We start from the raw sequence: 12,632 nt of genomic DNA on the forward strand, positions 1-12,632 counted from the left end.
ATATGGCAAGTACTATCTACTTCGATGAATCTGGAAATACTGGTCAAGATATGCTTAATCAAGACCAAAAAGTATTTGTTTTAGCATCCGTAAATTATTTGGTGGAACACCAACAAAAAATTAAAGAATTCTTTGGGGTAGATGGAGAAATACACTTTAAGAGTTTGAAAAAAAGTGGCGCAGGTCGCAGAAAAATTCTTTCTTTTTTAAATAGTAAATGGATTCACGAACAATACGTGATATTATACTATGTAAATAAAGAGTTCGCCACCTGCGGTCAGATCGTAGATTTACTGGCAGAAATTGTTCTACACCACAAAGGTTATGACATATATATTAATGGAAGACATATAGCCTTTACTAATCATCTATTTTATTTTGGCAATTTTTTCTGGAACAAACAGCTTTTTAAAAAATTCCTTGAGTCATTTGTAGAAATGGTACGGACAAAGGACGCAACGGCTATTAAAAATTTCTACATTTTGGTTGAAGAGTTGTATAGCCAAATTGAAGAAAAGGAAATTCTAAAACCTATAAAGGAAAGTAAGAGGCATATTGATGAAATAATAGAAGCAATTGACCGCTTTACCATTGATGTAACTTTTTCTACTTTTTTAGTACTGTGTGATAAATGGTCTAAGCGTTTGGGAAAAAAAATTGATGTTCGTTTTGATCGGTCGAAACAATTAGAACATTATAATCTTTACATAGAAAAGACACTTGAATTGAGTAATACAACTAAAAAGAAAATTGAGATTGGATATGACAACAGGACAATGACTTTCCCACATCAAATAAATTCAGTTGAGTTGGTGAATTCTGTTAATGAATTTGGTGTTCAATGTGCGGACTTAATTGCTAGTTCTTTAGCGTTTGCCTACAATAATGAAGAGGGTCGTTTTGAGAAATTTTCTAAACAAATAAAAGATTCAAGATTATTTGAATTATCTAATGCACAAAGTATTTGGCCAACAGATGATGTTTCGCCAGAAGCTTTAGGAATGTCGCAAGGCAAAGGAATAAACCCGCTCGATTTTTTGGCTACCAATTTCCCGCAAGGTTTCAGGTAAATATGGTTCCATGATAAGATGATAGCAACCGGCCTAAGAGAATTTTGGCGAAAACAATAGGGGAGAGGAGCGGCCATATTTTAGGGGTTTGGTTACAATTTTTCTTGATAATCAACCCGATTCTTTTAACCTTGAAGTAGTCTTAATGGTTACAATGGATCCTAAAATATAGCGACCGACCCGTACATTGTTTCTAAAATTATCTATAAGCCTTGATTTTTTTGTTTCTTTTTTTATCAAGAAAAAAAGATAAGAAAACATAAAAGACTAATAATGATTACAGAAAAACAAAAAAAGGAATATGCTACGCTAAGGGTAGAAATTATTGACATAAACATTCTTTCTTATAGCTTTTTTAGAAAAATAAACCAACTGCCATATGCCTTCAAGAATTTAAGCCGGCATGACGTATTTGCTGAATATAGCGCCCTTAGATATATGGAAAATGGTTTGATACTGCATCTAACCAACTTGGATGATGACAGGTCTAAATTCTCGTTTAGAAAAATTCAAAAAGAACTAAAAAGAAGTTTTAAAGACCAAAAAACATTAAAAAAATTAGATAGCAGCTTAAAAAAATATAGAATTCAAATAAATCATATTAAGGTCAAGCATAGAAACGATAGAATTGCCCACATGAATTATAAAGAAGATTTAAACATTGACCAGTTTCTAGCTAAATATCTTATTCCCATTATTAAAACGGCAAATGAAATAGGAGATTTTATATGGGGTGAAGAAATAAATTACAAGTTCAAACTTGGCAGCCACGAAGGGATTTTAGATTTCAGAAATGAGCTTAAAAAACTTTAATCCAATTTGACATAATGTTAGAAGCACCTAAAGGAAAGCTTCAAACAAGACGAGAGGTAGCAAGGGCTAAGAATTTTGCTCGCAGAGAAAATTTTAGCTGTTGCGGCAAGCTGACGAGAATGTCGTAGAAAAAATCTTGCACACATTTCCTTGAATACTCAAATTTTCAATGAATCTAAAAGGCTAGCTTTTAAATGGCGTTGGCAAGCGATGGCAAATTGTGTTTAAAATAAATTGCCAGAGCAATTTGATTTTAAAAAGCAATCGAGCGTTTGGCAGCGGCTATTTTACATAACGACTAATTATGAGTACAGACGGAAGGTTTGTCGCCAGGGTTGCGGAATTTCGAAGTTTAGAATAAATTTTATTCCGTGTGGAAAATTTGAAGCTACGTAAATTAAACAGGTTGATGACCCTGTTGGTAATTCACTTAAATGCTATTAATGTGAGGGATATTTTACATAATAGAATTATGACTTACAGCTAAAGGTTTGAACCTGAAATACTTATATATCAATCTGTATCATAATTTACATTATGTAAAATAGATAATTTGGGACCCCATATATCGAGTCAAACCGATAAAATGTTTGCTTTCTCCCCAGTTCCATTAAAAATCAAATGAATTGTTTTATTTTACGCTATGCGTTTGTCTTATCCACAGATCACAAAACTTTCTTCCAGGCTTTCCGTACTCTTGGGGCTATTGCTTTGCTTTGGGACGTCCTTTGGCTATGCCCAAGCCAATCTGGTAAAAGTCACTGAGACCAAGTCCAAAAACCGAATCGCTTTTTATGCGGAAAACCATTCCTTCACGGACTACGATGTGTTCTTTGAGGTCAAAGGTTCCAATTTTAGACAGAGTGCGGCCAAACCCAGATGGATTCGGGTTCCTGCAGCATCCAGGGTCCATTTAAAGACCATTATTTTGCTCCGGGGCAAACAACCACAATACACGAAAACTTTAAGGACCAATGACAGTTTATCAAAACGCGCATTGAAAAAGGAATACGAGGTATTGGATATTCCACCACCCAAGGTCAAGCCCAAAAAGCAAATCACCATCTACACCTCCAAGGGTTGTGATACTTGTGATAGCATTGTAAACCAACTCAATGCCCAAAATTTCATTTTTAGAAGTATTTCCTTGGATGAAAAACCCGAAATAAAGGCACAATTGGGCACATTTTTGTCCAAGTCAACCCAAGAAATGGATTCGTTGTCCAGCCCCATTATTAGTTTGGGCGGTAGACTTTACAGCTGGATTACCACTTTCGAACAAATGATGGAAGAAGTGGAAAAAGAGTAAGCATGCACCCTGATCTGCTACGAACCCATAATCAATATGGGCACATCCGATTTTCGTAACACCTCTTTGGACGGGTTGCTCTTAAATGCAAACGTTTTTTTGTTCCCTTTGGGAATGCACAATAACTCTGTATTGGTTCGATGTACGTATTTTACCAAACTATCCAAAGCATTGGCACCTTCGGTAAACACATAGTCAATGGTTTTGTGTTGCGCAGCTGTCTCCGATTCTGTATGCGAGGACTGTTGGCTTTTAATCTGGAACACCCGAATGGGTTTGTCATTATCCTGTTTTAAATCCGAAATGATATCCTGACCGTTTTTGGGAAGTGTATTGCCAAATATGCCCAGACTCAAGCCTTTAAACGTATCCAGTTTATGATCTTCCACCATGATCAGCACGTGGGTGTTTATTTTGTCCACCACAAAATCGGTGATACTGGCCCCCAACAAATTGGTTCTAGACCGGGGCTTGCCCAGCACCAGAATATCCGGCTTTTCTTCGGCTATATAAGTTTGGATACGATTTTTTACGTTTCCGCTGGCCATGGTGAATGGAATGGTGATGTTTTCCTGCTCCCCCACGGTGTTCACCAACTGCTGCAAGGTGTTTAAAGTATTTTTTTCTTGGTCGCGAATGTTGCGTATGGCCGATAATTGGCTCTCCCGGTCCACTAGTGATAGGGCCGGCTTTACGTGAAAAACGGCCACACTTCCATCAATGGCCTTGGCCAATTGTACGGCATTTGTCAATATGGTTTCGGAAGCTTTGGTCAGATCCAATAATACGGAAATCCGGTACTTGTTTTTGGTTGTTTTAGGGCTCATTGGCAGTGTTTTTCCTAAAGATAATACCTAAACAGCGGTTTGTAAAGCGTTTTTAACGTTAGATTAATACAATCGCTGCCCAGCTTCTTTTACTAAAACAAATGTTTAATTTTCTTCACCCAGCGTATTGGGATGGTATAGGGCGCATAGCGAATGGGAACATCCAACCATGTAGCTCGTTTTACCAGGGATTTTTTATGGGAAAATAGGTCAAAAGAATGTTTACCATGGTAGGCCCCTATTCCAGAATGGCCTACACCTCCAAACGGCAAATGCTTGTTCGCAATCTGCACTACCACATCGTTGATGGTTCCCCCACCAAAGGCATACCGTTCCATTACCCGTTTTTGGAACTTTTTGTCCTTGGAAAACAGGTAAAATGCCAACGGTTTTGGGAACTTTCCAATCAATTGAAGCAGATCTTCTTCCTTTTCATAAGAAATAAGGGGCAAAATAGGACCAAAAATCTCATCTTCCATCAATGCACTGTCCATACTAGGTTCATCAACCAAAGTAGGCTCTATATAGCGTTCTTGGTCATCACAGTTGCCGCCAAACAATACCTTTTGTTCTTGGAGCATCGCTTTTAATCCCTCATAATGCTTTTGGTAGCTGATTCGCGCAAAATCTGGAGAAGCCTTGATGTTCTCACCATAAAACTTAATGATGTTCTTTTTTAGATGGTCCACCAAGGTGTCTTTAACCTTTTTATGAACCAAAACATAATCCGGTGCCACACAGGTTTGCCCTGCGTTTAAAAATTTTCCCCAGGCAATACGTTTGGCCGCGAGCTTGATACCTGCGGTTTCATCGACAATACAGGGAGTTTTCCCTCCCAGCTCCAGCGTAACCGGGGTCATTTGTTCAGCTGCACTTTGATAGATAATTTTGCCCACCCGAGTGCTCCCGGTAAAGAAAATGTACTCCCATTTTTCGGCCAAAAGTGCTTTGGAGACTTCAACATCCCCCTCCACCACCGTTACATATTCTGGAGGAAACACTTTTTGGATGATTTCGGAGATGACCTTGGAGGTATGGGGGCTGAGTTCTGAAGGTTTCAGTACAGCAGTGTTTCCAGCGGCCAATGCTCCCACCAAAGGGACCAATGTCAACATAAAGGGGTAATTCCATGGTGCGATGATGAGTACTTTGCCATAAGGCTCAGAATAAATCCAATCCGTAGACGGAAAATGGACCCATGAGCTGGATACCCGTTCCGGTCTGCCCCACCGAGCGACCTTTTTGATGGCCATGGAAAGTTCTGCCAACACGATTTGGGTCTCCGTACCCAAAGCCTCAAATTTTGGTTTTTTAAAATCGGAATGAAGTGCATCGCAAATATCATCTTCGCGCGCTTCGATTTCCTGTTTCAAACGTTTTAAATACTGTTTTCTAAAAGGAACACTTTTCGTTTTTTGTGAAGTAAAAAATGCATTTTGGGCATCAACAACATCTTTAACCATGGTAAGTAGGATTTATTACCCTAAAGATAACCTAAACAGGACAAAGCAAAATCAATCAAAAATGAAGACCAATAAAAAAAGCACCGATATTATCGGTGCTTGTCTCTTTTATTTGATTGAATATATGCTATAAGGTTATTTCCTCTGTCGCCCCATTTGGATAAGTAACGGTGGCCGTGTCGTCGCATTCGCCATCACCAAAGTCGACCGCAACCTGCAATCCATTTTTGGAGATTTCCATGCTGCCACTGGTCAAATATTGACAAGAAAGACTGCCTTGAAGATCTTCCAAGGTTTCTACCATATAGGTATTGCCATCGGCCTGAACAGTCCAGCTACCAGATAAACCAAAGGAGCTGCTTTGCAGATCTTCACCAAAGGTGAATGTAAACGTTTTTGTTCCTGTTTCGGCTATGGTTTCTCCATCTTCAAACTCAACAGATACATCACTTGTAACTGAGAACGATATTGAATTTCCTGTCATTTCGCCAGCAATCACATAGGTGCGGGTTCCATTCACTTTGATGGTCCCCACATAAAAATCCTCATAGTTGGCTGTAAAGGAGGCTGCCTCCCCTCCTACTTCATAAACCACGGTCAACGTTCCGTTTACGTTCTCTGTGCCATTGAGCACACAGTTGTTAAAAGTGGCAGTAAAACCATTTTCGGTATATTCGGCAGCATAACAGTCATTGCTTTTGGCCACTTTCCCTGACATGCCATTTCCAGCATATAGTTCGGCCAATGCGCTGTCTGCAACACCTGTAACTTGGTCTGTTTCCATAATGGTTTGCACTTCGGTTTGTGTCAATTCCTGTTCAATGTTTCCATTTTCGGCATCCTCACTGCAGGATTGTAAAACAAAAAAAGTAAGGCCCATAAAAAATAGGCTATAAATCTTTGGGATAACACTTTTCATAGTATTTAGTTAAGAGGGTTATGCTTTGCATAACGGCACATCTCATTATTTAGTGTATTTAGGGAATACTGATCGTTAAAATGTACTTTGCGCCATTAAGTTATTCTTCGAATTGTATTATTTTAGAGCATTGCTAAAAATGTTGTTATGAAAAACCCCATAAAAGTATCCTTTCTATTAACTGCAGTGTTCTTGCTGATGTCCTGTAGCAGCGATGATAACGGATCTACACAACCTACTATTAATTTTAGTGTGATAGGAATTTGGGATTTAGTTGAAGTCAATGTGAGTTCCGCCCAGGATATAGATTTGGACGGAACACCTTCTTCAAATTTAGTGGAAGAGTTGCCTTGCATTTCAGGAACATTATTGATTGATGCCGATTTTTCCTGGACATTTGAACAGTCCGATGTGGCGATTACTGGAATCACAGGAGGACTATTTTTTGCCCAATGTTCTGGAACAACTTCTGCCACGGGAACCTGGACAGCCAATGATACCGAAGTTTTATTTCAAGGAAGTAGTCAATTGGAAAGTCTTCGTATTTCGGGAGAAACTTTGGTCAATAACATAGACGAGGATTTACCAGGAATTGGAAGCTTTGTCTACGCAAGAAGACAATAAGTTATTCCTGCTAGTTTGGTTTTTTTGCTATAACCACCCACATCTGCTTATCTTTTTCTTTTTCCCAATCTCCGTGATCTGTAATCTCCAAAGTAATTTCGAACCCAGCTTGTCTCAGTTCGTTGCGAACATATTCGGGGCCCAATGAGTGTGATGCTACTTGTACATCCCTATCCTTGCCTTTGACCCAAGATTTTAATTTCTCAAGAATCATGACTTTACCTCCTGGTTTTAAAGCACGCCGGACATCTTGTAATATTTTTTCGTAGGCTTTCATTTCGTGATAGGTATCAATGATGAATATGGCGTCCAATTCCTTTTCGGGAAGTTTTGGGTCATCGTAGTCACCCAAAATAGTGATGATGTTCTTTAGTCCCCTATCGTTGGCATTGCTTCTCAGTGTTTCCAATCGGTCCGAACGCACATCGACAGCATATACCCTACCATCTGGAAGCACTTTTCTTGCCAAATGCATACTTAAATAGCCCTCATGACTTCCAATATCGCCTACTTTGTTCCCGGAACCGATTTCCATGAGGTTCAAGAGCTTTTCGGTCTGCATCCATTGATCACGTTCCTCCCAATCAGATTCGGTGTATTGGGCCTGAAGCCCAATCACCGAACCCATGGTAAGGATAAAAAACATTTTAAGTTGCTTCATATAGAATTTAATCTTGGATGAGTCCTTGACCCTCAATCCAAGGTGCTCCTGCGGCCTTTAAACTTGCTTCCAATGCAGGAATGGTGTTGTTGACCAAAACATTCAATTCTTGCTTGATGTCCTGTAGCTGATTGTTTGCACGGCTAAAGGCGGCCTTATGGTTTCCAGTTGGCCCATACGTATTTCCAAGAGCTACAAATCCAACAAAATTACCGTCTTGCGGTGATGGTGGATTGCGTTCGCCAATTTCATTTTTGGCTGGATTACCGTTAACTTGTGCATTAAGCGCCAACAATTGGGATTTTACATTGTAAATCCTGTTTGACAGTTCAGCGGTTGGATTTACAGCTTCATCCAAAGCCCGTTTCATGGCGTCAACTTTGGTCAAATTCTTTTCCAAGGTAGTGGTAGTCGCCATCAAATCTTGCTGGAAATGTTGGAATTCTGCTCTAAATGCATCGATTTCGGTAATAGGTTTGCTGGGCAACGCACCTTTTCCAAGTGGTTTGACCTCAAAAGTTTGTGCAGTGGATAATTGTTGCAATCTTCCATCTACCCTTTGGTACAATTCTACGGAATAAGTTCCTGGGGTAGCCAAATATGGGGAAGCAAAGAAGTTCTGATCACCGCCTGTACTTTTCAAGGGAATGCCCTTTCTATCCGCATACGAAAGGTCCCAAGCAACCCTATTGAACCCTTTTTTATTAGTACCATCCACTTTATTGACCACCTTACCTTCACTATCCTTAACTATCAGCACAACTGCTGGTTTTTCCTGATTGGTTTCTTCCTCTAAGGCATCCCAGCCAGGGAAAGGGATGTTATTACCATCTTTATTCAGCTCCTTTTCCTTTTCTGTTCTAATCTCCTTCATAGTTTTAAGTTTCTCAGGAAGATAATACGTGAAGACGGCTCCATAAGGTGGATTCTTTGCTGCATATTGCGAATGTCCCTGTCCATAGACTTCGTCTTTTTCAATGTACCAATAAGCTGGTTTTACCTTGAAAAGGGTAGTTTCTTTCATTGCGGTAGCATCAAAATCCCGAATAGGTGAAATATCATCCAAAATGTAAATGCCACGACCGAATGAACCTAAGACCAGATCATCTTCTCTACGTTGAATGGTAATATCCCGGAACGATATGGTCGGCAAGCCTCCTTTAAGCTTAATCCAGTTGGTTCCTCCATTGTTGGTAAAGTAAACCCCAAACTCTGTGGCCAAAAACAGCAGATTGGCCTTTTTATGGTCTTGGACAATCCGCCAAGTCAACAACGTTTTTGGAAGGTCTCCATTGATGAAGCTCCATGTTCTTCCCTTGTCCGTACTTTTCAGGACATAGGGCTTAAAATCTCCTTCTTTATGGTTGTCAAGTATTAGATAAACCGTACTTGCGTCATTAAGATCCGCTCTAACATCATTCACAAAAGCTCTATTGGGAACACCTTTGATATCCCCGAGCATGATTTTTCGCCATGTATTTCCACCATCTTCTGTCACCTGTAGAATGCCGTCATCGGTTCCAGCGTAAATAAGTCCCTCCTGTACCGGAGACTCAGTCAAAGAAGTAATGGTATTGTAGTTGGACATGGCATCGACATCCCAAGGATTGTCCCAGCTTTGCTGCCTTCCCATGATGGGTAAAGTAATACGTTCTTCATTTCGGGTTAAGTCAGATGAAATGGCCGTCCAATCATCTCCCCTATTCTCTGATTTCCAAACACGGTACGAGGCAAAGTAAAGTCGTGTTGGATTATGTGGGCTTACCAAAATGGGCGCATCCCAGTTAAATCTTTCATGTGGGTCGCCAGCAGATGGTTGGGGTTGGATAAAAACCGTTTCCCCGGTAGTCTGGTCCACACGCCATAACCAACCCTGCTGAAATTCACCATAGGTTATATCCGGATTTCCTGGTTCTATGGCCGATTGATGTCCATCGGCTCCAAGAGTAATCCACCAATCAGAATTCAATATTCCGGCTTTGCTTTTTGTTCTGGACGGACCACCATGGGAACCGTTGTCCTGTGTGCCTCCATATACATTGTAAAAGGGAGCCGTATCGTCCACCGCTATTTTATAGTATTGGGTAAGCGGCAAATTACCGAAGTGCCTCCAAGTTTTGGTCAAGTCAAAAGATTCGTACAGCCCTCCATCTGTTCCGAATAGGACGTAATCAGGGTCTGATGGCTTAAAGGCCATGGCATGACTGTCCACGTGCTTCTTTTCTTCGTTCATGAACTCGAAATGTTTTCCATGGTCATCAGATACCTGTACCACATTGCTCATCAGATATAGCTTTCCCTCTTGATGCGGGGAAGCATACAATTCTTGATAATAGTGTGGTCCAGTCCCACCAGAAACGGCATCGGATTGTTTGGTCCAAGAACCTCCTCGGTTATTCGACATATATACCCCTCCTTTTTTGCGGTCCAACTCAATAGCGGCATAAATGGTTTCGTTGTTAAAAGGTGAAATTGCCAATCCAATCTTTCCCATATTCGATTTAGGAATTCCATTGGTCAATTTTGTCCAGGTCTCTCCCCCATCGGTACTCTTATGGATTCCAGAACCCGGCCCGCCGCCCATATAGGCAGCAACGGTTCTGTGCCTATCCCAGGTTGCGGCGTACAGCACATCAGGATTGGTATGGTCAATGACCATGTCTGTCACCCCGGTCCATTCGTTGTCTCCCAGGGTTTTTTTCCAAGTTGTTCCGCCATCCATGGATTTATAGAACCCTCGCTCTCCTCCTTTGCTCCAAAGTGGCCCTTGCACAGCTACCCAAATAATGTTGGAATCATTGGGATGCACTATGATTTTGGAGATGTGCTCCGAGGCTTTAAGGCCTTTGTTTTTCCATGTTTTGCCTTCATCGTGACTTACATAGATGCCATCACCAAAGCCCACGTGCCTTCCACCGACATTCTCACCAGTACCTACCCAAATGATATTTGGATTGTTTGGGTCAATGGTTACACATCCAACGGAATAGCTGGGCTGGTCATCAAAGATTGGCTTCCAGGTAATTCCAGCATTGGTGGTCTTCCAGACACCTCCAGAACCCACAGCCACATACCAAACGTTTTCATTGTTGGGATGTATGGCAATATCTGCGATACGTCCTGAAGTCAACGCTGGACCAATATTTCTGAATTCCAGCCCTTTAAAGCTGGATGAATCTGGTTTTTGCGCGAAGTTTTGAAAGGAAATTGTAAGGGTTACTAGTAAGAAAGGGAGGATTTTTAGATAAAAATGTCTCATAGGGAATATTTTGGTTGAATTAGTGTTGAAAGATAACCAAAAGCCATATCCTATATTCTAAAAATAATGTGAAAATAAGGGCAGGTCAACAAGTTTTTATTTCCTATCCTTTAGGCGGTACACGAATTTTAATCCGCTCCAATCTTGATCAATGGCAGCCACCTTAGTGTCGACTAAGCCAATGGACAACAAATGCTCCCTAACAGGCTCCCTTTTTAAATCAGTTGCTATGCTGGAAGAGCCTTTTGGCCAACTTACCCACAGCATACCATTCTTTTTTAAGGCACTCTTATACTGAATGGCAACCTTGTGCAGTTCGACTTCCGAAGTGCAAAAAACATGTATGAAATCCATTCTTTCCTTTTCTGGTTTGTTTTTTATATCAAGAGTATTGGGCAGATCAGAAAATAAATCCCAATAGTGCTTAGGTGGATTACATAGCAAAATTGTAAAACCATCTTTAATTCCCAATTTCTTCGCTAAAGGAGTGCCGGAGTATCCTGCAGTTGCGGTCAAATCGTATGCATTTGTTCTGAATAAAAATAATCAATATTTCAATTGGAATGTTGTTTTTCCACCAATTGATAAAGGCCTTCGAGGGCAATTTCCACATTTTTTTTAAAAGATCTTTTTCCAATGAGGTTCATTAGTATCCTTTTGATTGGAGATTTGATTTTCCAATAAATTTCAATGTTCAGCTTACAGGTATGATTGGCAGAAGGCTCAAAAATATAAAACTGGTACAGTTCATCAACCACGGGCGGACTTGTGGTTCGCTCACCATAGATTAAGTTTCCAATTTTCATGTCTTTGGTGACTGTGGTGAAGTTTAGGTATTTTCCATTAATCACACAGACATGTTCGGAACCTATGCGGGTGACTTCGTTGGCATTGTATTCCAACCGGTCCACCCCTTTTTGCCAATACTTCCGAAGAGAATAATTGGTGATATATTCCATCAGGTCCTCTGGACCAATAGGAAAGTGCTTCTCAAATTTCATTTGGGGAGGATGGTCAAATCCAACCTTTTTGGGTTCTGGATATGATTTGAGATTAAGTTCATCCGGATTGATAATAGCATAAATATAGTCCACTTTTCTATCGTCGTAGTTATCTTCTCCTTGTCTAAACCTGAATATTTTGCTCGAATAGTAGGGAGATAGTTGAAGGTCGAGCGATAAAGATCTTGTGATCAATGCATAGTTTTCACTGTCTACTGAATTTTTGAGCAAACGGTGGGCTTCAATTACCTGATTCCCAAAAGGTTTTCTTTTTCCTTGTACTTGGATATGCTGGATGTCACCACTATGTGCAATGATCTTTAGCTGCAGATTGGGCGCCGTGGCGCAGGCATTGCATGGGCAAATCCTGTTCTTCCCTAACATTTTTAAATGACTGTGGAATGCTGTGAACATGGATTCAATCTGGGCCAACAGGTTTTCTTGGGATGGAATTTCGTTCTCTTTATAGAAAAAGAGGGCATCACCCTCAATTTCAGCCAACTTCAAGCCTTGCGTGTTGGCGTTGAGCAATACTTCCAACAGTTCGGAGATTACGTGCTGACTGTGCTCAACTTCGGTAGTTTGAATGAACTTGGTGTACCCTGAAATATCGGGAATGAACAACAGTGACTTTGCCATTTTTAGGATGGTTTTACACTATCTAGGTCAAGCTCTACTGATAAAGC

At 40.5% G+C, this 12,632-nt stretch carries 11 protein-coding genes; 4 read left to right on the top strand and 7 right to left on the bottom strand.

The genetic code is table 11. The annotated features are described in order from the left end of the window. Window positions 1-2 precede the first annotated feature (2 nt). From GTQ34_RS03305 to GTQ34_RS03315, 3 genes are all read left to right on the top strand, one after another. Window positions 3-1,070, top strand: a complete 1,068-nt coding sequence (locus GTQ34_RS03305) for a DUF3800 domain-containing protein (RefSeq protein ID WP_166522328.1) — start codon at window positions 3-5, stop codon at window positions 1,068-1,070. 273 nt (window positions 1,071-1,343) lie between these two features. Continuing rightward, window positions 1,344-1,883 carry a hypothetical protein gene (locus GTQ34_RS03310; protein ID WP_166522329.1) on the top strand — a complete coding sequence of 180 codons (540 nt, stop codon included), beginning with the start codon at window positions 1,344-1,346 and terminating at the stop codon, window positions 1,881-1,883. A gap of 643 nt (window positions 1,884-2,526) precedes the next feature. Continuing rightward, window positions 2,527-3,192, top strand: a complete 666-nt coding sequence (locus GTQ34_RS03315; protein WP_166522330.1) for a glutaredoxin domain-containing protein — start codon at window positions 2,527-2,529, stop codon at window positions 3,190-3,192. Window positions 3,193-3,209: 17 nt separating this feature from the next. On the opposite strand, the gene GTQ34_RS03320 is transcribed toward GTQ34_RS03315, so the two are convergent. The 3 genes from GTQ34_RS03320 to GTQ34_RS03330 form a co-directional block, all read right to left on the bottom strand. Continuing rightward, window positions 3,210-4,019, bottom strand: a complete 810-nt coding sequence (locus GTQ34_RS03320) for a universal stress protein (protein ID WP_166522331.1) — start codon at window positions 4,017-4,019, stop codon at window positions 3,210-3,212. 92 nt (window positions 4,020-4,111) lie between these two features. Continuing rightward, window positions 4,112-5,482, bottom strand: coding sequence for an aldehyde dehydrogenase (locus GTQ34_RS03325; RefSeq protein ID WP_166522332.1), 1,371 nt, complete (start codon window positions 5,480-5,482; stop codon window positions 4,112-4,114). Between the two features lie 127 nt (window positions 5,483-5,609). Then, window positions 5,610-6,401 carry a hypothetical protein gene (locus GTQ34_RS03330; protein WP_166522333.1) on the bottom strand — a complete coding sequence of 264 codons (792 nt, stop codon included), beginning with the start codon at window positions 6,399-6,401 and terminating at the stop codon, window positions 5,610-5,612. A gap of 147 nt (window positions 6,402-6,548) precedes the next feature. On the opposite strand from GTQ34_RS03330, the gene GTQ34_RS03335 reads away from it, so the two are divergent. Further along, window positions 6,549-7,025, top strand: coding sequence for a hypothetical protein (locus GTQ34_RS03335; protein ID WP_166522334.1), 477 nt, complete (start codon window positions 6,549-6,551; stop codon window positions 7,023-7,025). A gap of 10 nt (window positions 7,026-7,035) precedes the next feature. Here GTQ34_RS03335 and GTQ34_RS03340 read toward each other — a convergent pair whose 3' ends face one another. The 4 genes from GTQ34_RS03340 to GTQ34_RS03355 form a co-directional block, all read right to left on the bottom strand. Continuing rightward, window positions 7,036-7,686 carry a class I SAM-dependent methyltransferase gene (locus tag GTQ34_RS03340; protein ID WP_235914955.1) on the bottom strand — a complete coding sequence of 217 codons (651 nt, stop codon included), beginning with the start codon at window positions 7,684-7,686 and terminating at the stop codon, window positions 7,036-7,038. 7 nt (window positions 7,687-7,693) lie between these two features. Next, window positions 7,694-10,945 carry a VPS10 domain-containing protein gene (locus GTQ34_RS03345; RefSeq protein WP_166522335.1) on the bottom strand — a complete coding sequence of 1,084 codons (3,252 nt, stop codon included), beginning with the start codon at window positions 10,943-10,945 and terminating at the stop codon, window positions 7,694-7,696. A 96-nt stretch (window positions 10,946-11,041) separates the two neighbouring features. Further along, a complete protein-coding gene (locus GTQ34_RS03350; RefSeq protein WP_166522336.1) occupies window positions 11,042-11,461 on the bottom strand; it encodes a DUF3052 domain-containing protein in 420 nt (139 codons plus the stop codon). A gap of 38 nt (window positions 11,462-11,499) precedes the next feature. After that, entirely contained in the window at window positions 11,500-12,585 is a 1,086-nt protein-coding gene (locus GTQ34_RS03355; RefSeq protein WP_166522337.1) for a DUF2652 domain-containing protein, read from the bottom strand. Window positions 12,586-12,632: the final 47 nt, after the last annotated feature.

Origin of the sequence: Flagellimonas ochracea, from assembly GCF_009903685.1 — a bacterium.
Classification (GTDB): domain Bacteria; phylum Bacteroidota; class Bacteroidia; order Flavobacteriales; family Flavobacteriaceae; genus Flagellimonas; species Flagellimonas ochracea.

What these genes read in the sequence shown, in the direction of transcription:
- GTQ34_RS03305 (WP_166522328.1), top strand. Translation starts at nt 3, where the DNA reads ATGGCAAGTACTATCTACTTCGATGAATCTGGAAATACTGGTCAAGAT.
- GTQ34_RS03310 (WP_166522329.1), top strand. Translation starts at nt 1,344, where the DNA reads ATGATTACAGAAAAACAAAAAAAGGAATATGCTACGCTAAGGGTAGAA.
- GTQ34_RS03315 (WP_166522330.1), top strand. Translation starts at nt 2,527, where the DNA reads ATGCGTTTGTCTTATCCACAGATCACAAAACTTTCTTCCAGGCTTTCC.
- GTQ34_RS03320 (WP_166522331.1), bottom strand. Translation starts at nt 4,019, where the DNA reads ATGAGCCCTAAAACAACCAAAAACAAGTACCGGATTTCCGTATTATTG.
- GTQ34_RS03325 (WP_166522332.1), bottom strand. Translation starts at nt 5,482, where the DNA reads ATGGTTAAAGATGTTGTTGATGCCCAAAATGCATTTTTTACTTCACAA.
- GTQ34_RS03330 (WP_166522333.1), bottom strand. Translation starts at nt 6,401, where the DNA reads ATGAAAAGTGTTATCCCAAAGATTTATAGCCTATTTTTTATGGGCCTT.
- GTQ34_RS03335 (WP_166522334.1), top strand. Translation starts at nt 6,549, where the DNA reads ATGAAAAACCCCATAAAAGTATCCTTTCTATTAACTGCAGTGTTCTTG.
- GTQ34_RS03340 (WP_235914955.1), bottom strand. Translation starts at nt 7,686, where the DNA reads ATGAAGCAACTTAAAATGTTTTTTATCCTTACCATGGGTTCGGTGATT.
- GTQ34_RS03345 (WP_166522335.1), bottom strand. Translation starts at nt 10,945, where the DNA reads ATGAGACATTTTTATCTAAAAATCCTCCCTTTCTTACTAGTAACCCTT.
- GTQ34_RS03355 (WP_166522337.1), bottom strand. Translation starts at nt 12,585, where the DNA reads ATGGCAAAGTCACTGTTGTTCATTCCCGATATTTCAGGGTACACCAAG.